10 protein-coding genes are annotated in these 20,440 nt (G+C 75.1%); 2 read left to right on the top strand and 8 right to left on the bottom strand.

All coding sequences use genetic code 11. The annotated features are described in order from the left end of the window. Window positions 1-42: 42 nt before the first annotated feature. The 8 genes from ACFW6P_RS19760 to ACFW6P_RS19725 form a co-directional block, all read right to left on the bottom strand. On the bottom strand, window positions 43-1,884 hold the full coding sequence (locus tag ACFW6P_RS19760; RefSeq protein WP_386348650.1) for a hypothetical protein: 1,842 nt from the start codon (window positions 1,882-1,884) through the stop codon (window positions 43-45). After that, complete coding sequence (locus ACFW6P_RS19755; protein WP_386424269.1) at window positions 1,881-4,121, bottom strand: CDP-glycerol glycerophosphotransferase family protein; 2,241 nt, start codon at window positions 4,119-4,121, stop codon at window positions 1,881-1,883. The genes ACFW6P_RS19760 and ACFW6P_RS19755 overlap by 4 nt, the downstream gene beginning before the upstream one ends. Window positions 4,122-4,129: 8 nt before the next feature. Beyond that, on the bottom strand, window positions 4,130-6,337 hold the full coding sequence (locus ACFW6P_RS19750; protein ID WP_386424268.1) for a CDP-glycerol glycerophosphotransferase family protein: 2,208 nt from the start codon (window positions 6,335-6,337) through the stop codon (window positions 4,130-4,132). A 198-nt stretch (window positions 6,338-6,535) separates the two neighbouring features. Then, window positions 6,536-8,797 carry a CDP-glycerol glycerophosphotransferase family protein gene (locus ACFW6P_RS19745; protein ID WP_386424266.1) on the bottom strand — a complete coding sequence of 754 codons (2,262 nt, stop codon included), beginning with the start codon at window positions 8,795-8,797 and terminating at the stop codon, window positions 6,536-6,538. A gap of 142 nt (window positions 8,798-8,939) precedes the next feature. Next, window positions 8,940-9,857, bottom strand: a complete 918-nt coding sequence (locus ACFW6P_RS19740; RefSeq protein ID WP_386348637.1) for a carbohydrate ABC transporter permease — start codon at window positions 9,855-9,857, stop codon at window positions 8,940-8,942. Then, window positions 9,854-11,200, bottom strand: a complete 1,347-nt coding sequence (locus ACFW6P_RS19735; RefSeq protein WP_386348635.1) for a carbohydrate ABC transporter permease — start codon at window positions 11,198-11,200, stop codon at window positions 9,854-9,856. The genes ACFW6P_RS19740 and ACFW6P_RS19735 overlap by 4 nt, the downstream gene beginning before the upstream one ends. Before the next feature lie 4 nt (window positions 11,201-11,204). Continuing rightward, window positions 11,205-12,608 (bottom strand): ABC transporter substrate-binding protein, encoded by a 1,404-nt coding sequence (locus ACFW6P_RS19730; RefSeq protein ID WP_386348632.1) that lies wholly within the window; start codon window positions 12,606-12,608, stop codon window positions 11,205-11,207. Between the two features lie 168 nt (window positions 12,609-12,776). After that, window positions 12,777-16,625, bottom strand: coding sequence for an FHA domain-containing protein (locus tag ACFW6P_RS19725; RefSeq protein WP_386424264.1), 3,849 nt, complete (start codon window positions 16,623-16,625; stop codon window positions 12,777-12,779). Window positions 16,626-16,987: 362 nt separating this feature from the next. On the opposite strand from ACFW6P_RS19725, the gene ACFW6P_RS19720 reads away from it, so the two are divergent. Together ACFW6P_RS19720 and ACFW6P_RS19715 are read left to right on the top strand one after the other, a co-directional pair. Beyond that, the gene (locus ACFW6P_RS19720) at window positions 16,988-18,679 is read left to right on the top strand and encodes a serine/threonine-protein kinase (RefSeq protein WP_386424262.1); all 1,692 of its coding nucleotides are present in this window, start codon (window positions 16,988-16,990) and stop codon (window positions 18,677-18,679) included. 122 nt (window positions 18,680-18,801) lie between these two features. Then, on the top strand, window positions 18,802-20,049 hold the full coding sequence (locus ACFW6P_RS19715) for a serine/threonine-protein kinase (RefSeq protein WP_386348623.1): 1,248 nt from the start codon (window positions 18,802-18,804) through the stop codon (window positions 20,047-20,049). Window positions 20,050-20,440: the final 391 nt, after the last annotated feature.

The following is a 20,440-nucleotide window of genomic DNA, read 5'->3' as shown; positions in this document are numbered from 1 at the left end:
CGAATGTTCCCGCCCGCCCGCGCCCCCTGACCCGGCGTCACTTCATCGGGTGAGGCCGCTTCGCCCACCTGCCGACCGGCCGTCGCACAGCGCACGCTCCGCCGCCGCGGGCCAGCGCACGAACCGGAACCGCGTCCGCTCGTAGGCCCCGGTGAGGTTGTGCCAGAACCGCTCGGCGGTCAGCGGCGCGCGCACCGACTCCCGCAGCTCGGCGAGCCGCCCGCAGTCCAGCGCGGCCCGGGCCGCCGCCACCGTCTCCCGGGAGGCCCCGGCGCGCAGCAGGTCGCGCTCCGGCGGACGGTCGGCCGCCCACTCCGCGAAGACCCAGTGGTTGCGCAGGAACTTCTCGTGCCCGGGCCAGCTCCACCGCTCCAGCGCGAGATGCGCGCCGACGGGGCTGGCCAGGCCCCAGGCGTCGTTGACATAGGCGCCGAGCGGCGCTGCGGCCCCGGTGACGCCGAGATGACGCCCCACGATCACCACGTGGTACGGGGAGTCCGCGCGCATCGGCGTCGCGTGCAGCCGCCGCTCCCCGTCGAAGTACAGCAGCGTCGGCCGGGGCGAGCGGACCGCCTCCGCCAGCATGCGCCGGCCCTCCGGCAGCGCCGGCCAGTTGTCCACCCAGGTCGCGGTGCGCACCGGGTTGTGGTCGCCGAGGCCCTCCACGTCGGAACTGCGCACGTTGAAGGAGCCGGGCGTGCTGCGCACGTCGAACGGTGTGCGCAGGGGGCTGAGGGCCGCGCACAGCCACACCACCAGCAGCGCGCCCGCCGCACCGGTGACCCGGTTCGCGGGGACCACCAGCACCGGCAGGAGCAGCAGCAGGAGCGCGGGCAGGATCATGCGCGCGTGCATGTAGTCGCCGCCGACACGGACCACGTACCCGGCGAGCAGCAGGCCCGCGGCGAAGGGCGCCAGCAGCACCGCGAGGGACGCGCGGCCCGGGACGCGGTCCCCGCGCTGCCCGCTCGTGCGCCGCACCAGCAGCACGGCCAGCGCGCCCAGCACCGGGACGACGGGCCACAGCCAGTAGGGCCCGAGCGTCTCCTGCACGTACCCGGCGCCCCGGCTCCAGTCGCTGGCGCTCGCCTCCTTGGCGATCGCGGGCAGCGGCACCAGGATCCCGTAGTACCCGGCGCGGAAGACCTCGTAGGCGAGGGGCACCGTCCCCGCGGAGGCCAGCATCGCCGCGGCGGCCCGCCCGGGCGGCCGCAGCACCCACCACTGCGCCGCCAGGAAGCAGACCGTGACCACCGCCAGATCGGGCCGGACCAGCGGCCCCAGCCCGAACACGAAGGCCGCCGCGTACGTCACCCGTGCGTCCTGACCGTGCCGGGTACGCGTCAGCAGCCACCACGACAGGCCGGTCCAGAACGCGCCGAGACCGCTCTCCAGACCGGAGGTCATGTACGACCAGAAGGGCGGCACGGCCGGCAGCACGCACACGCCCGCGGGCAGCAGCAGCCCCGCGCTCCGGTGCAGCCGGCAGGTGGCGGTCAGGGCGAGCCCGAACCCGGCGGTGCTCAGCACCAGCCCGAGCCCCACCGCCAGGAACGCCGGGTCCTCGCCGGTCACCCAGGTGGCCAGCGCCAGCAGCCACTGCCACAGGGTGCCGGTCGAGCTCTCGGCCCGCTCCCCGACGTTGAACACGGGTCCGTTGCCCGCCAGGATCTGCCGGACCGGACGCAGGTAGATGAGCCCGTCGTCGCAGATCCAGCGGCGCCGGTAGCCCAGCACGAACAGGGCCGCGGTGGGCACGGCGACCAGGGCCGCGTGCCACCAGTGCGCCGGACGCAGCCGTTCGGCGGGGGCCGGGGGACGGGCCGAGGGGGCCCGCTGACCGGGCAGGGAGGGGGCGGCCTCGGGGCCGGCGGGAGTCCTCATCGCGCGGCCAGCGCCCGGGTCCGGGCGTCGGCGCCGTCGGCCCGGCGGGGCGCGGGCAGCAGCGCTCCGCTCCGCTCGCCCAGCATCAGCAGGCGCACGACCCGCTCGGCGGCCCCCCCGTCCTCGAACTCGCAGTACCGCTCCCGGAAGCCCCTCCGCAGCCGGGCCGCCTCCGCGTCCCGCCAGGTGCCGGACGCGAACAGCCAGGCCAGCTCCCGATAGGAGCGCGACACGTGCCCGGGCGCATCGGCGGTGATGTCGACGTAGGCGCCCCGGCTGGCGGCGAACGCGCCCCAGTCGTCGGCGTGCACCACGACCGGCCGGTCCAGCAGCACGTAGTCGAACATCAGGGCTGAGTAGTCGGTGACCAGCACGTCGGAGGCGAGCATCACCTCCTCGACGTGCGGCGCGTCCGTGACGTCCACGACCACACCCCGCCGGTGCAGGTCGGACAGCCCCAGGCCGCGCGCCACACCTCCGGCGAGCGAGGGGTGCAGCCGGACGAGCAAGGTGTGCCCGGGGCCGAGGTCGGCGGCGAACCGGGCCAGGTCGATCCGGTCGACGTGGCCCCCGCGCCGGTAGTCGCGGCGGGTCGGCGCGTACAGCACGACCGTGTCGCCGGCGGGGACGCCCAGCCGCTCGCGCGCCTCGCGGCCCTGCTCGGGACCGGCGCCCACCAGGACGTCGTTGCGCGGGCTGCCGGTGCGCAGCGAGGTGAAGTGGCACGGGTACGCCCGCTCCCAGACCCGCTCCGCGTGCCGCCCGGCGGCCAGGCTGTAGTCCCAGCGGTCGGCCCGGCGCAGCATCTGCGGCACGTCGAAGCCGTATCGGGCGCCCGGCTTGGTCAGCAGGTCCGCGCCCATGTACTTCAGCGGGGTGCCCTGATGGGTGTGGACGTGGACGCTGCCGGGCCGCTTGGCCAGGGTGCCCGGCCAGTTGACGTTGTTCACCCAGTACGTGGCCCGCGCCATGACCTCGTGGTAGCGCCGCGAGCCCGGCGTCACGTGCGCGACCCCGGGCGGCAGCGCGTCCACCGCGTCCTCCCGCACCACCCACACGCCCCGGATGTGGGGGGCGATCTCGCGCGCCTTCTCGTAGATCGCGGCCGGATCCCCGCTCACGCCCCGGTGGTGGGTCGCCGAGTACACGGCGAGGTGCGGATCGAGGGGGCGCTTCGCATGGCCCCGGTACCAGGTGCGCAGGGCGGTGTCCGAGGCCTTGCGCGCCACCTTACGCTGCCCGGCCAGGGCGGACGCCCGCAGGTCGCGCAGCCCGCGCACCGCCGCGTACGAGGCGTAGGGCGCCGACGCCAGCAGCCGCATCTCCACCCCGCGCCAGCCGTCCGGCGCCGCGAAGCCGGCCTCGGGCAGGTGCCGCCGGTGGAAGGCGCGGATCTCGCGGTAGAAGTCGCCCCGGTCGGCCGGCCGCACCCGGTCCTCGCGGGCCAGCACGAACAGCATGTGGTCCAGCGCCCGCTCCAGCAGCAGTGGACGCGCCCAGTCCAGGTCGGGGCGCTCCTCCAGGAACGCGAACAGCCCTTCGTACTGCCGGAAGATCTCGAAGTGCCGGCGCCCCGGCGTCCTGGTGATGGCGCCCTGCCGCCGCTGCCGGTACTCCACGCCGATCCGGTCCAGGCAGGCGATCCGGTCGGCCAGCACCATCGACCGGTAGGTGACCGGCGCGTCCTCGTACAGCCCCGGCGCGTAACCCAGGTCGTGGGCCTGGAGGAAGGACCGCCGGTAGGCCTTGTTCCAGGCCACCAGGAACAGGTTCAGGTACTGCGGGCGCTCCCGGACGGAGAAGGTGTCCGGGCCCGCCGCGGCCAGCAGGTCCGCCGCCTCGCTGCGCCCGCCCCGGCCCCACCAGTGGGTGCGCACGTGGTCGAACACCAGGATGTCCGGGTCGCCGGTCGTCTCCAGCCGCGCGGCGACCGCCGCCAGCAGGCCCGGGGTGTAGTGGTCGTCGCTGTCCAGGAACAGGACGTAGTCGCCGGCCGCGTGCTCCAGGCCGGCGTTGCGGGCCCGGCCCAGGCCGACGTTCTCCGGCAGGTGCAGCACCCGCACCCGGGCGTCGCGGGCGGCGTACTCGTCGAGGATCGCGCCGCTGCCGTCGGGCGAGCGGTCGTCCACGGCGATCACCTCGAAGTCGCCGAAGGACTGGCCGAGCACCGAGTCGAGACACTCGTGCAGGAAGCCCTGCACGTTGTAGACGGGGACGATGATGCTGAAGCGGGGCACGTCTTCGGTCAGCTCCTCAGGAGGGTGGCGGCCGCGGGGGCCGGGACCCGCTCCGCGAGCGGGGTCACGGGCGGGATCGACTCGGGCGGCTCGCCCAGCAGCACCCGGCGCACCACGCGCTCGGCGGCGCGCCCGTCGTCGAACTGGCAGAAGCGCTCCCGGAACGCGGCACGCAGCGCGGCGGCGGACCTGTCGGCCCAGCCGCCGTCGCGGAACACGGCCGCCAGCTCCCCGGGCGTACGGGCGACCCGGCCCGGCGGGCACTCCATCAGGTCGAAGTAGACGCCCCGGGTCTCGCGGTACACGTCCCAGTCGTCGGCGTACACGACGATCGGGCGGTCCAGGTTGGCGTAGTCGAACATGATCGACGAGTAGTCGGTGATCAGCGCGTCGGCCGCCAGGCACACGTCCTCCGACGAGCGGTGCCCGGTGACGTCGATGATCCGGCCCCCGCCTGCGCCGCGGCCCGGCCCCCGGTCGTAGAAGTAGTGGGCGCGCAGCAGGAGCACGTACTCGTCGCCGATCGCCTCGCAGAACTCCGCCAGGTCCAGGCCCGTCTCGAAGCCGGTGGCGTGGTCGCGGTGGGTGGGGGCGTACAGCAGGGCCTTCCTGCCGTCGGGGACGCCCAGTTCCCTGCGGACGCGGGCGACGTCCGCGGCGGACGCGGTGCAGTACACGTCGTTGCGCGGATAGCCGTACTCCAGGGTCTCGTGGGCGCTGGGGAACGCCCGCTCCCACATCTGCGTGGAGTGCCGGTTGGAGGTGAGGTTGTAGTCCCAGCGGTCGACGCGGGCCAGCAGCTTCGCCATGCTCCCCGTCGCCGCGGCCACCACGGGGTGTTCCGCCTGGTCGGCGCCCATCTTCTTCAGGGGCGTGCCGTGCTGCGTCTGCAGGTGCACGCTGCCGGGGCGCTTGACGACGGCGTCCGCGAAGTTGGCGTTGTTCACCAGGTACTTGGCGCGGGCCAGCACCTCCCAGTACGCCCGGCTGCCGATCACCGCGTACTCCACGTCCTTCGGCATGCTGCCCACCGCGTCCGGCTCCACCAGGAACACCGCGCGCAGATGCGGGGCGAGTTCGCGGGCCTTGGCGTGGATCGCGGCCGGGTTGCAGGCGTAGCCGCGGCCCCAGTAGGCGCAGTACACGACGAGGTTCTCGTCGAGCGGGAGCCGCAGCGCCGCCGCGTACCGCAGCCGGGTGCGCAGGCCCCGGGGGCGGGGCAGCAGCGCGGAGGCCCGCGCGGTCCGCCGGTTCGCGGCGCGCAGGGCGCGGAACGCCGCGTACGAACCGGACGCCAGCAGCCGGTGCTGGACGCCGAGGCTGCCGCCGGGCGGCCGGTGGCCGGCCGGGCGGTGCCGCCGGTACAGCGCGCTCGCCCGGCGGAAGAAGGCACGGCGCCCGGACGGCAGCCGCCGGGGATGCGCGGCCGTCTTCAGCACGGCGGCGAAGAGCTGCTCGAACAGCGGCTCCAGCCGCGCGGCCGGCACCCCCTCCCGCGCGGCCCGGGTCAGCACCAGCTCGATCTGGTCGAGCAACTCGGTGTGGTGGCCGCCCGGGAGGTTGAGCCGGTTGCCCTGCCGGCGCAGCAGGTGCCGGACGACGACCGCGCGCAGGACCGCCACCCGCTCCGCCCGCAGTGCGGCCAGCCCGCCGAACCCGACGTCGGTGAAGTGGTTCCCGGGGAACGTGATGTCCTGCTCCACGAGGAACGCCCGGCGGTAGACCGCGCTCCACGCCGGGAGCGCCACGCCCGTGAGCCGCGGGGCCCGGTCGGGGGAGAAGGCCCCGTCCGGTGCCCCGGCCAGCAGGGCGGCGGCCGGGTTGGTGGGCGCGCCCGCCCACCAGGGGGTGCGCTCGTGCTCGGTGTACAGGACGTCCACGTCGCCCACCGCGTCCAGCCGGGCGTCCAGCGCCGCCAGCGCCCCGGGGACCAGGACGTCGTCGCCGTCGAGGAACAGCACATGGCCGCCGACCGCCGCCCGCAGCCCGGTGTTGCGCGCCCCGGCCAGCCCGGCCGACGGCGGTGAGTGCACCGGCGCCACCCGGGAGTCCCGCCCGGCGTACTCGGCGGCGACGTCCGCGGCCGGTACGTCGGGGGCGTCGCACACGGGGATCAGCTCGAAGTCGCCGAACGACTGGGCGAGGACGGAGTCCAGCGCCTGGGACAGCCGGCCCGCGACCCCATGGGACGGGACGACGATGCTGAAGCGGGGCATTCTGCTCTTTCTGTCGAGAACTCTCGGGGCCTGGTGGTGCGGGGCCGGGTCTGCGGTGGGCGGAGCGTCAGACGGCGTCCCGGCGTCCCGGCCGCCCCGACGGGCGGCAGGGGGCCGGCCGGCTGGGCGTCGGCCGCGACGGGCTGGAGGGCATGGGGTCTCCGAAAGTTGTTGGGTGGCCCGGGGTGGCGACCGTGGTCAGAAGCGGTCGGTGACGGCGTGTGATGCGGCCGGCACCGGTACGGACGTGAGCGGCTCGCGCGCCGACGAGGCCGCCGCCGACGGCACCGGACGGCGTTCGCCCAGCGGCACGACCGGCGGCAGGTCCGTCTCGCCGAGCACGACCCGGCGGACCACCCGCTCGGCCGCCCGGCCGTCGTCGTAGGCGCAGAACCGCTCGCGGAACGCCGCCCGCAGCCGGGCCGAGCGGGAGCCGCGCCAGTGGCCGGTGGCGAAGACGTCGACCAGTTCGTCCTCGCCGCGCGCGACGGCGCCCGGGGGGAAGGCGCGCAGGTCGAAGTAGGTGCCGCGGGCCGCCTCGTAGGCCTCCCAGTCGTCGGCGTGGACGACGATGGGCCGGTCCAGGTTGGCGTAGTCGAACATCAGCGACGAGTAGTCCGTGACCAGGGCGTCCGAGGCCAGGCAGAGCGACTCCAGGCTCGGGTGGCCGCTGACGTCGACGACCCGGCCGTCGGTGGTGGCCAGCGGGGCGCCGTAGGCGGGGTGGGCGCGGGCCAGGACCATGAAGCGCGGGCCCAGGCGGTGCACGATCCGCCGCAGGTCGAGGGTGTGCCGCTGGGAGCGGCGGTAGTCGCGGTGGGTCGGCGCGTAGAGGATCGCCACCGTGCCCTCGGGGATGCCGAGCGAGGCGCGCAGCCGGGTCACGTCCGCGGGGGTCGCGGTGCGGAACCGGTCGTTGCGCGGGTAGCCGTACTCCAGCGTGGTGTACCGGCCGGGGTGGACGCGCTCCTGGGTCAGCGTGGTGTGGCGGTTGGCCGACAGCACGTAGTCCCACTGGTCGACGCCCCTGAGCAGCTGGGCGAAGTCCCGGCCCCGGGCGGCGGCCGGGCGTTCCTGGAGGTCCAGGCCGATGTGCCCCAGCGGGGTGCCCTGCCCGGTCTGCAGCAGGATCTGGCCCCGGCGCTTGGCCAGGCGGGGGTCGAAGTCGGTGTTGCTGACCAGGTAGCGGGAGCGGGCCAGCGCCGTCCAGTACGCGGCCGTGCCGGGGACGATGCGGCGCGGGCCGGGCGGGACGGTGTGGTGGTGCTCGGGACGGGCGATCCAGGCCGTGCGGATGTGCGGCGCCAGCTCGCGGAACGCGCTCTCCAGCGCGCCTGGGTTGCAGCTGTGCCCGAGGCCGTCGTACGCGGTGAACACGGCCCGGTCGGCGCGCAGCGGAAGGCAGCGCTGGAGGCGGTAGTGGACCCGCAGGACGGCGGTGCGCAGGGCTCGGCCGCACCGCAGGGTGAGCCCGGCGAGGCCGCGTTGCAGGACCGAGGCCAGCCGCAGCGCGCGGTAGGTGCGGTGCAGGCCGAAGCGGATCAGGGTGTGGTGCACCCGCGCGCGCAGGGGGACGGGGGCGCCCGGGGTGCGGTAGCGGCGGTAGTGGGCGCGTGCCCGGCGCAGGAACGCGGCGTGCGAGCCCCGGGGCAGCCGGTCCCGCCGGGAGTACACGATCGCCAGGTGGTGCACCATGCGGCGGAACAGCACCGGCCGCCACCGCGCCAGCCCGGGGTGCTCCTGAAGGAACGCGAAGACCCGGTCGTACTGGTCGAAGACGTCGAAGTGCCGTTCGCTGGTGGTGCGCAGGATGCTGCCCTGCCGCCGCTGCCGGTAGTGCACGCAGACCCGGTCGAGGGTGGCGATCGACTCCGCGGTCATCAGCACCGGGTACGTCCACGGCGTGTCCTCGTACCAGCCCGGCGGGAAGGCGAATCCCCGGGCCTCGACGAACTCCCGCCGGTAGGCCTTGTTCCAGGCGACCATCAGCAGCCGCAGCAGGCCCGGCCGGTCCTCCAGTGTGAAGGGGGCCGGGCCCTCCTCGGTGAGCTGCGGGGCCCCCTGGTTGCGGACCGCCTCGCCCGTCCAGTAGGTGCGCGCGTAGTCGAAGACCAGGACGTCAGGATCGCCCGCCTCCTTCAGCCGGTCCGCGATCGAGCGCAGGGCGTCCGGGGTGAGGGTGTCGTCGCTGTCGAGGAACAGCAGGTAGTCGCCGCTCGCGTGGGCCACTCCGGCGTTCCTGGCGCGGCCCAGCCCGACGTTCTCCGCCAGGTGCACCGCGCGTACGCGCGCGTCGCTGGCGGCGAACTCGTCGATGATCGCCCCGCACGCGTCCGGCGAGGCGTCGTCGACGACGATCAGTTCCAGATCGGGACAGGACTGGGAGAGCACCGATTCGAGGCACTCGTGCAGGTACGCCTGAACCTGGTACGCGGGGACAATGACACTGAACCTGGGCAAGAGGCCATCCATCGGTCGGCGCGGGCGTTCGGCCCGGGAACGGCCCGTGAGGCCACTTGGTTACGGTGGCTACGGCATCCGGATGAATGTCGAAGGGGCGGATCGCATTCGGCCCGCCCCTTCAACTAACCTGCGTTGATTCCTACTTGACGGCACCGGCCATCACGCCGGACACGAACTGCCGCTGGAACGCGAAGAAGACGGCCAGCGGGACCACCATCGAGATGAACGCGCCGGGTGCCAGCACGTCGATGTTGTTGCCGAACTGCCGTACCTGCGTCTGGAGCGCGACCGTGATCGGCTGGCTCCCGGAGTCCGAGAAGAGCAGCGCGACCAGCATGTCGTTCCACACCCACAGGAACTGGAAGATGCCGAGCGAGGCGATCGCCGGAGCGCCCAGCGGCATCACGACGCGGAAGAACAGGCGCAGTTCGCCCGCCCCGTCCAGCCGCGCCGCCTCCAGCAGCTCCCGCGGGATCTCCGCGAAGAAGTTGCGCAGCAGGAACACGGCGAACGGCAGGCCGAAGCCCACGTGGAACAGCACCACGCCGAGGACCGAGCCGAAGATGCCGATGGCGCCGAAGAGTTCGGCGATCGGGATCAGCGCGACCTGCACGGGCACGACCAGCAGGCCGACCACGCCCAGGAACCACCAGTCGCGCCCCGGGAACTCCATCCAGGCGAAGGCGTAGCCCGCCAGCGACCCGATGATCACGACCAGCAGGGTCGCCGGGACCGTGATCCACACGGTGTTCAGCAGGCTGCCGGTGATGTCCTCGTTCTCCAGCAGTTTCGCGTAGCTGTCGAAGGTGATCTGCGACGGCTCGGTGAACACGTTCCACCAGCCGCCGGCCGCGATGTCCTCCGGCGAACGGAGACCGGCCAGCAGCAGGCCGATCGTCGGGACCAGCCAGAACACGCCGACCACGACGAGGAACACCCGCACCAGCCCGCCGCCGACCCCCTCGACCAGCCGCGAGCCCAGCGCGTGCTTCGCCTTCACCGCAGCGGAGGGCCGGGGCGCCGCCTCGCCGGGCAGCCGGCCCGCGTCCGTGGTCATCGCCGCACCTCCCGCCGCAGCCGCCGTACGTTGAACCACATCACCGGGATGACGAGCAGCAGCAGGAACACCGAGATGGCGCTGGCGATGCCCGGCTGGTCCTCGGAGAAGCCCTTGCGGTACAGCTCCAGGGCGAGCACGTTCGCGTCGTCCTGGGCGGAGCCGGGGGCGATGATGAAGACCAGGTCGAAGATCTTCAGCACGTTGATCATCAGGGTGACGGTGACGACCGCGAGCACCGGAGCCAGCAGCGGCACCGTGACCCGTCTGAACAGCTGCCACTCGCTCGCGCCGTCTACCCTGGCCGCCTCCAGCAGTTCCCGGGGCACGCCCGCGAGCCCGGCCGCGATCAGCACCATCGCGAAGCCCGCCCACATCCAGATGTACGCGCCGATGATGGACGGGGTCACCAGGGACGGGCCGAGCCAGTCCAGGCCGTTGTAGGGCTCCTCGAAGTTGCTCGCGGGCAGCCGGAGTCGGGCGCCGTCGGCTGCGGCGGGCAGCGTGAAGGCGCCGTCGTCGCCGGCCGTGGTGGAGGCCACGACCCTGCCGTCCTTCACGGCCTCGATCCTCATGCCCGCGTAGCCGAGTTCGGCGGGGTCGATCCCGTTGAGCTTGCCGACGCCCCGGCCGCGGGTGAAGTCCTGCCAGGTCGTGCCCGTGACCACGTCGGGCGCGGGTTCGGCCGGAGCGGCCGGTTCTGCGTGGTCGGGCATCAGATCGGGCGCGACGCCCACCAGGGGCAGGGAGACGGGCCGGCCGGTCCTGACCGGCGACTCGGTGATGAACGCGCCGCCCCCGGCCTGTTCCAGCGGCGACCGACGGCCCGGGTGGGCCTTCGGGAACGCCGACGACTGGGCGAAGGTGTCGTGCACGCCCACCCACACCGCGTTCGCCACGCCCTTGTCCGGGTCCTGGTCGTACACCAGGCGGAAGATGATCCCCGCCGCCAGCATGGAGATCGCCATCGGCATGAAGACGACCAGCTTGAACGCCGTTCCCCAGCGCACCCGTTCGGTCAGCACCGCGAAGACCAGGCCGAGTGCCGTCGCGATCGTCGGCGCGAACACCACCCAAAAGACGTTGTTCCTCAGCGCGGTGCGGATGCCCTCGTCGGTGAAGAGCGCCTGGTAGTTGTCGATGCCGGCGAAGCCGTCGCCGGACTGGTCGTAGAAGCTGCGGACCACCGAGTACCCGATCGGGTACACCACGAGCGCGCCGAGCAGGACGAGCGCGGGCAGCAGGAACAGCGCCGCCACGGTCCTGCGGGTGCCGGTCACACTCTTGCGCGACTTCGGAGCGGCAGGGGGCTGGGCGCCCCCTGCCGCCGTGGCCGACGTCATCCCGTCAGTCCCCGTACGCCGCGGCCGCCTCGGCCTCCAGCTTCGCTTGCGTCCCGGCGATGTCCTTCGGGTTCTTCAGGAAGTCCTGGAGGATCTTCCACTCACCCTTGCCGGGGGTGCCGCCGAAGGCCTGCGGGGCCTGGTCGGACATGTCGAAGCGGAAGTCGTCACCGGCGTCGATGAGCGCCTTGGCGATCTTCTGCTGCACCGCGTTCGGGTAGGCGGAGTTCGGCACGTTCTTGTTGGGCGACAGGTAGCCGCCGAGCTTCGCCTGGATCTCCGCCGCGTCCGGCGAGGCCAGCCAGGTGGCCAGCGCCTGCGACCCCTTCGAGTCCTGAAGGATCACGGCCGCGTCGCCGCCCGAGACCACCGGCCCGCTGTCCCCGACCGCGGGGAACGGGAACACCTTCGCGTCCGTGCCGATCTTCATGCTCTCGGGGATGTTGACCTGCGCGAAGTCACCCGCGGCGACCATGGCCGCCTTGGGCTGGTCCCCACCGGTGAAGACCTGCGTCACGGAGGCCGGGAAGTCGGTCTGCAGCGCCCCGCCGGCGATGTAGTCCGACTTGCCCCAGATCTGCGCGAGGGTGGTCAGCGCGTCCTTCACGGACGGGTCCGTCCACTTGATCTCGTGCCGGGCCAGCTGGTCGTACTTCTCCGGGCCGGCCTGCGAGAGGTAGACGTTCTCGAACCAGTCGGTCAGCGTCCAGCCCTCGGCGGCGCCCACGGAGAACGGCGTGACGCCGGAGTCGTAGACCGTCTGCGCGGTCTTGAGCAGGTCGGGCCAGGTCTCCGGCTCGCCCGCCCCCGCGTTCTCGAAGACCTGGTGGTTGTACCAGATCAGGGACTTGTTGGCCGCCTTGTAGTAGACGCCGTACTGCTCGCCGTTCACCTTGCCGATGTCCTGCCAGCCCTGCGAGTAGTTCTCGCCCAGCTCCTTCAGGGCCTCGGAGCCCAGGGGCCTGGCCCAGCCCTTGTCGACGGCCTGTTTGACGGCGCCGGGCTGCGGCAGCATCGCGATGTCCGGCGGCTGCCCGCCGGCCACCTTCGAACCGATGAAGTTGATGATCGGGTCCTGGGCCGGCACGAAGGTGACCTCGGCGCCGGTGCGGTCCTCGAACTCCGCGAGGACCTTCTTGAAGTTGGCCTGTTCCTCGCCGGTCCACACCGCGGCGATCTCCAGACTCACCCCGTCCAGCTTCGGAAGGGTCACGTCGCCGGTGGCGCCCTCGTCGGTGCCCGGGCTTCCACCGCTGTCCTTGTCGTCGCCTCCGCAGGCGGTCAGCGAGAGCGCGAGCGCTCCCGCGGCGACGGCTGCCGCGATCCTGGTGACTCTGCGGCTGCCGCGGGTCGCCGTGTCCCGCTCGGGCGACCAGCGTGTCCGGATGGTGCTGCTCGTCATGCGCATGACTGCCCCGTTCTTCGACCTCGTCGAACGTCGAGCGCGCTCCCGTGCGATCTGGTCTACGCCCGGGTGTGCGGGGGCGGCAAGATGGCGTCGGCTGTCAAGCGGGGGATGCGACTCCTCCGTGACCGACAGTCAGGATCCCACGCCAAGACGGGACCTGAGGCTCCGTCACAGCAGCGACGGCACCCGTGCCGCCGCGACCTCCCTCGCCGCCCTCTCCAGCGCGCTGGCCAACAGTGCCAGGTCGGTCGGGCCGTTTCCGAGCTCCCGCACCGGACGCCGGGCCGGAGGGTCACCCATGCGGTGCCATTCCAGGGGGACGACCGTGGGCCGCTGGGTCGCCGTCCGGGGGATCCGCCCGGTCACCCGTCCGCCCTGGAACGGGACGCTCCGCCCGTCCGCCGCGGTCAGTCTGCCCCGGCCGGGTGCCGGCTCGCCGCCCGGTTCGCGGCCGCGCTCGAACGGGGAGGCGCCGCCGTGGCCGGAGGCCGGGGCGTCGAGTGTCACGCGCAGCGTGGCGCGGCGGGCCGGTTCCGTCTCCGCCGTACGGGGGCACGGGCCGGTGGCCGCCACCAGGTGCACGCCGAGCCGCTCGCCCTCCCGGGCCACGGCCTCCAGCGCGCGCATCACCGACCCGGCGGCCGGCCGCCCGGTCGAGCCGAGGGCGGGGGAGACCAGGGCGTCCAGATCGTCGACGACCACGACGAGCCGGGGCAGCGGGGGCGCGGCGGCCTCCGCCTGCCGCTTGGCCGCACCGGGCCGCAGGCGCAGGGTGGAACTGGGCGCGCTGTCGAGGTCGCCCGCACCGGCCTCGGCCGGGTGTGCGCCCCGGGCCGACGCCGTGCGCTGGGCGACCATACGGCCCGACAGCGCGCGTCCCGTGTGCCACTCGGCGAAGTCCGACCGCCCCAGCAGCTCGGCGCGCCGCTTCAGCTCGGCGCTGAGCGACTGCGCGAACTCCCGCATCAGGACCGGGTCGTGCGCCGTGAGATACGTGCCGACATGCGGTACGTCCGTACAGATCCGCAGGCCCTCGCCCGGCCCGCCGCGGCCGTCGACGAGCACGATGCCCAGGCGGTCCGGCCGCTCCGCGGCGCCCAGGGAGGCGACGACCGCCCGCAGCAACTCCGTACGGCCGCTGCCCGGCGGGCCCTCGATCAGCAGGTGCGGGCCCTGGGCAGCGAGGTCCGCGGTGACCGGGCCCCGCGGCCCGGCGCCCAGCACCGCGCGCACGCGCCCGCCCAGGGCCTCGTCGTCAGCGGCGTCCGCCCAGCGCGCCATGAGCGAGGCCGGGGTGGCGCGGGCCAGGCCCAGCTCGTCCAGCAGCCGGGCGGACTGGGGCAGCGGGGCGGAGACACGCGGCTGCCGGTCGCCCGCCGTGCCCTCCGTCCGCAGCGGCGCCAGCGCCCGGGCGAACCGCTCGGCCCAGGCGGGGGAGACGGCGTCTACGGTGGCGACCGTGCCGTGCCCGACGGGTCCGGCCGGTGAACCGTCCCCGCCGACCCGGGCCACGCGCACCAGCCGCAGGGCCGTCGCCACGTCCCCGCTCAGCAGCGCGACCGCACCGCAGTGCCGGAACGTCGGCGTCGCCGAGCAGGCGGCCTCGTAGGTCTCCGTCACGGGCGAGGCGGGGGAGGCGGCGGCGGTCTCGGCCAGGCAGAGGACATGGATCCCGGCCCGGGGGCCTTCCAGCGCCAGCCGGGCCACGGACGTGCGCAGGTCGGCGCCGCCGGGGTCGCCGTCGACGACCACGACCGTGGAGGGGCCGGAGTGGACGGCCGGGACGTCGGGGACGTCGTCACGGGCCCACGAGGGCCGCCGGGGGCCGTTGCCGGCGCGCGGGGCGGTGGCCTGCGGGTCGGCGCGGTCGGAGGTGCCGGCCGGGGGGCCGCCGCCTGCGGGAGTGCCGGCCGGGCGGCCGGGGCCCCGGTGGGCGCCGGGGAGTCCGCTGCCGGAGGGCGAGCCGGCCGCGGCGGCGTCCGCGAGGTGGTCGTCCAGGCGCCGCAGCAGCTCGTCCGTACGGGCGGCGGCCTGTTCGCGGTCGTGGGCGAGCAGCAGACGGCAGTCCTGCCCGTGACCGGGGCGGACGTGGGGCAGCCAGCCCAGCCAGGACCACTCGGCCGTGCGCTCCTCCAGCGACCGGGAGCGGTCGGCGGCGATCAGGACGATCTCCAGCGAGTCGGGGGAGTGCAGTGCGGCGAGCTGTGCCAGCACGGCACGCGCCAGCCCGGACAGCCGCGCCCGCGGCCCGGCCAGCCCGAGCGCGCCGACCTCGCGCAGCCCGGCCGTCACCGGTACGGCGGGCAGCAGCCCCGAGCCGTCCGGCGCCGCACGGTCCGCCGTACCCAGCCGCACGGCCAGCGCCTCCGGGTGGCCCGGACCGCGCTCCCACAGCCGGGGGCCCGGCCCCAGCGCCGTCAGCAGCAGCGCGGCCGGGTCCGGCCAGGTCTCCGGCGCCGCCGGGCCCGGGACCGGCGGCTCGACCGCCGTACCGGCCGGCTCGCCTTCGTACGTCCCGGCCCCGGTGGCCGCCGGCTCCCCGCGCCCTCCCGCCAGCCGCCGGGCCCAGGCACCGAGGCCGCCCCGCTTGCGTGCCCCGGGCGGTACGTCCGTGCCGCGGAGGGGGGTGCCCTTGCGGCCGTGGCCGGCCGGTTCGCCGGGGGACACGGCTGCGGGGGCCCGGCCGTCGCGGTCGTCGTCACCGGTGCGGCCGTCCCGGGAGGGAACGGGATCGGCGGAACGGGGGGCCGGGGCGGAGGAAGGGAAGGGACCGGAGCCGGGCTCCGGGACGGAGGAGGCGGAGGGTCCGGGGCCGGTCGAGCCGTGTGCGGCGGCACGGGGGGCGGCGGGAGCCGCCGCCCCGCGGCCGGTCGAGCCCACCGTGGCCCGCGTGCCCGGCGCCCGGCCGTCGCCGGGCGCCCCGCCCTGGCCCAAGGCCCCTGACCGCCCCGCACGGGAGTCCCCGTCGCCGGGCCCCGCCGGGGCCGCACCCCGCTGCCGGGGAGCCCGCACCACGCCCTCGGCCGCGCGCTCGCCGGACGCCGCGCGGGGCGGGCCCTGGGAGAGGCCGGAGCCTATGCCCGCCGAGTCGCCCGGAGCCGGGAGGACGGGCGAGCCGTCACCCCGCGGCCCCTCCGCGACGCCGCCCACCGCACCGCTCTCGAACCGCGGCGCCCCGCCCTGCCCGGGCACCGCCGGAGGCTCCGCGGGCCCGGCGTCCGGCAGGCCCCGGGCCGCCGACCCGTGCGCGTGACGCGTGGGGCCGGAAGGGCCCGCCGGCGCCGGACCGGGTACGCGTGCCTGCTCCGCGTCGTCGGCCGGGCCGGGCACGCGTGCCTGCTCCGCGTCGTCGGCCGGGCCGGGCACGCGCACATGGCCCTCCCCGTCCGGGGCCGTCTCCATCCGTCCACCCCCCGGTCCCCCGGCCGGAGCGAGCCGCAGCGCCGACTCGCCGATGCGCAGCAGCGCCCCCGGCGCGAGACGGACCGGCCGGGAGCCCACCCGGGCCCCGTCCAGCGTCGTGCCGTTCGTGGAGTCCAGGTCGGCGACCGCGACGCGGCCGTCCGCGCTCACCGTCACCGCGCAGTGCAGCCGGGAGACGTCCGGGTCGTCCAGGGACACGTCGGCGTCGGCGGAGCGGCCGATGCGGATCTCGCCGCCGTGCAGGAGGTGGACACCGCCCGCGTCGGGCCCGGCGACCACCTGGAGCTGGGCCGGGGCGTCCTCCAGCTCGGGGTGCGGCTCCGGCTCGCCCGGCGCGCCGACGGACAGCACGGCACCGTCGGTCAGCGGGGGCTCGCCGAGCGTGCAGCGCTGGGCGTCGAGCCGCTGCTCCCCGGCGTACAGCACCGGCGTGCCCGAGCCGTCGCCGCCGGAGACCACCTGGGCGAGCGCCGAGGCCACCGCCGCGAGCGCCGTACCGGCGGGGGCCGTGACCAGCACGTCGCTGCGCGGGGCATGGTCCCGCGCCGGTGCCGACGGGGCCTGTGGGTCTATGACGGTCAACCGGATCTGCATCGCCGTCAGCGGTCCCTTCTGCCCGGGCGCGGAGCCCCCCGCCCCGCCCCGGCACGTCGGCCAGTACTGCACGCATCCTCGCACCTGTCACTGACAGCGCGCTGCTCGCTCGGGAACAAGTGATCTTGATTGGTCGGCTCTGCCCGTAAAAGTGCCTGAGAAACGACCCGCCGGTGTCCCGTTGAGATCGGTCAAGTCCGCTTCCGGCAACCAGGAGACCGAGGTGAGCGTCTTTCTGTCGAACGGGTGGCGGATCGGATACGTAGGACCCACAGAAGAACGACACTGCCGCCCGGGACGCCCGGCACTACAGTGGGGCGGACAGGCCAGCAGGCAAGGCACAGCACCAGGGAGCGCATGACGTGCGGCCGGTAGGCAGCAAGTACCTGCTCGAGGAGCCGCTCGGACGCGGCGCCACGGGCACCGTCTGGCGAGCCCGCCAGCGCGAGACCGCGGGCGCCGAGGCGGCCGTGCCCGGACAGCCCGGTGAGACCGTCGCGATCAAGGTCCTCAAGGAGGAGCTGGCCGGCGACCCGGACGTCGTGATGCGGTTCCTGCGGGAACGCTCCGTCCTCCTCCGGCTCACCCACCCGAACATCGTCCGGGTCCGTGACCTGGTGGTCGAGGGCGATCTGCTGGCGCTGGTCATGGACCTGGTCGAGGGCCCCGACCTGCACCGCCACCTCCGGGAGAACGGCCCCTTCACCCCGGTCGCCGCGGCGCTGCTCACCGCCCAGATCGCCGACGCGCTCGCGGCCAGCCACGCCGACGGCGTCGTCCACCGCGACCTCAAGCCGGCGAACGTGCTGCTGCAGCAGTACGACGGGCAGATGCACCCGCTGCTGACCGACTTCGGCATCGCCCGACTGGCCGACTCCCCGGGGCTGACCCGCACCCAGGAGTTCGTCGGCACGCCCGCCTACGTCGCACCCGAGTCCGCCGAGGGCCGCCCGCAGACCTCCGCCGTCGACATCTACGGCGCCGGCATCCTGCTGTACGAGCTGGTCACCGGCCGTCCGCCGTTCGCCGGCGGCTCCGCCCTCGAGGTGCTGCACCAGCATCTGAGCGCCGAGCCGCGCCGCCCCTCCACGGTCCCCGACCCGCTGTGGACGGTCATCGAGCGCTGCCTGCGCAAGAACCCCGACGAGCGGCCCAGCGCCGTGAACCTCGCCCGGGGCCTGCGCGTCGTCGCCGACGGCATCGGCGTGCACGCCAACTCCACGCAGATCGCCGCCGCCGAGGGCGTCGGCGCGCTCCTGGTGCCCGACCCGGCGCCCGCGCCCGTCCCGGACACGCCCGGCGCGGCCGACCCGACCCAGGTCCTGCCGCAGGGCGCGGGGGCGTACGACCCGAACGCCGCGACGAGCGTGCTGCCGCACACCGGCGGCCCGGCCGGCGCCGCCGACCCCACCGCCGTCATGCCCCACCGGGGCGCCGCCGACCCGACGGCCGTCATGCCGCCGGTGCCACCGGGCTCGCCCGGCCACCCGGGCCACCCCGGGCAGCACAACCAGCAGGCCGGCCCCGAGGACCCGCACCCCTGGCAGAACCAGCTGCGCGCGGCCCGCGACCGCAACGAGCAGACGCAGGTGCAGTACCTCGACCCGAACGAGGACCCGCTGCGCCGCCGCCCCCAGCGCCAGGTCGCCCGGCCGCAGCAGCAGCCCCCGCGCCGCCAGGCGCCCCCGCCCGGCTACGGCTACCCGCAGCAGCAGCCCCGGCATCACACCCCGCAGCCGCAGCAGCCCCAGCCGCCGCAGCGCTACGCGCCGCCCGCGCCTCCGCCGGCCCAGCCGCAGCGGCCCCAGCGCGAGCCCCGGCAGCCGCGGCAGCGCAGCGCCAACCCGATGCGGATCCCTGGTCTCGGCTGCCTGAAGGGCTGCCTGTTCACGATCGTCATCCTCTTCGTGGCCGGATGGCTGATCTGGGAACTGAGCCCGCTCCAGGAGTGGATCGGCACGGGCAAGGGCTACTGGGAACAGCTCACCGACTGGTTCGGCACCGTGACCGGCTGGTTCGAGGAGCTCGGCGGGAGCGGTTCCGGCACGAACTGACCGGAACCGCCCGGCGGGGTTGGTGACTTGTCGACACCCGGGGGGTGATTTCCGCCTCCCCGGTGAAGGTTGGCTCCTCGGACGCGTAGTTTTAGCGACAACACGCGTCGGTAGGAGCAGCCTTGGCACGGAAGATCGGCAGCCGGTACACCGCCCACCAGATCCTGGGCAGAGGCAGCGCCGGCACGGTGTGGCTGGGCGAGGGACCGGATGGTCCCGTCGCCGTCAAGCTGCTGCGCGAGGACCTCGCGTCCGACGAGGAACTCGTCGGACGCTTCGTCCAGGAGCGCACGGCCCTGCTCGGCCTGGAGCACCCGCACGTGGTCTCGGTGCGCGACCTCGTCGTCGACGGCAACGACCTGGCCCTCGTCATGGACCTCGTCCGCGGCACGGACCTGCGCACCCGGCTGGAGCGCGACCGGCGGCTGGCCCCCGAGGCGGCCGTCGCGATCGCCGCCGACGTCGCCGACGGCCTGGCGGCCGCGCACGCCGCGGGCGTCGTGCACCGCGACGTCAAGCCGGAGAACGTCCTGCTGGACATGCAGGGCCCGCTCGGCCCCGGCGGCTCCCACCGCGCGCTGCTCACCGACTTCGGCGTGGCCAAGCTCATCGACACCCCGCGCCGCACCAGGGCCACGAAGATCATCGGTACGCCGGACTACCTCGCCCCGGAGATCGTCGAGGGCCTGCCCCCGCGCGCGTCCGTGGACATCTACGCGCTGGCCACGGTCCTCTACGAGATGCTGGCGGGCTTCACGCCGTTCGGCGGCGGCCACCCCGGCGCGGTCCTGCGCCGGCACGTCACGGAGACGGTCGTCCCGCTGCCCGGCATCCCCGACGAACTGTGGCAGCTGCTCGTGCAGTGCCTCGCCAAGGCCCCGGCCTCCCGGCTGCGCGCCTCCGAGCTCGGGGCGCGGCTGCGCGAGCTGCTGCCGATGCTGGCGGGCATGCCGCCGCTGGAGGTGGAGGAGCCGGACACCGAGTCCGCGGACGAGACCGTCCGCGAGGAGCAGCCCGCCGGACCGGCACCGGTGGGGGAGCGGGTGCGGCGCCGGGGCGCGGTCCCCCTGGTGCCGGGCGCGAAACCGGCCGACTCCAACCGGGACACCCACACCTCGATGCGCGTCCCGGCCCCCGACGAACTGGCCGGCGGCGCCCACGGCACGGCCCGGGCCCCACGCGCCAGCGGCGCCCCCCGCCCCGGCTCCGCCCGCAACCGCGCCGCCACCCGCCGCCGCAGGCTCGCCCTGGGTGCGGGCGCGGTCGCCCTGGCGGCGGCGGTCGGCGTCGGAGCCTGGCTGACCACCTCGGGCGACGACCCGGCCACCCCACCCCGGGACTCCCGGAACTCGGCACCGCAGTCACCCTGACGGTCCCCGGTCCCCGGATCCCGGCCTCCGGTCCCAGGTGACCGGTGCCAGGTCCCCCGTCCTGCCGCGGTCCCCGGCCCCGACGCGGTCACTGGTCGCCGCCGCGGGGCGGCGCTCGGAGGGAGCGCCTGCCCCTGACGTCGGCGATCGCGTCGCCGGCGGCTGGGGTGGTGGCCCGAGGCGCTGCTCCGGGGCAGGTGGGGCTGGGCATCGCAGTCGCTCTGACGGTCCCCGGATCCCGGCCTCCGGTCCCAGGTGACCGGTTCCAGGTGACCGGTTCCAGGTCCCCCGTCCCGCCGCGGTCCCCGGCCCCGACGCGGTCACTGGTCGCCGCCGCGGGGCGGCGCTCGGAGGGAGCGCCTGCCCCTGACGTCGGCGATCGCGTCGCCGG

Origin of the sequence: Streptomyces sp. NPDC058741, assembly GCF_042746715.1 — a bacterium.
In the GTDB taxonomy this organism is placed as follows: domain Bacteria; phylum Actinomycetota; class Actinomycetes; order Streptomycetales; family Streptomycetaceae; genus Streptomyces.
Note: the sequence above shows the minus strand (reverse complement) of the source record. Positions and strands in the feature narration are given on the sequence as shown.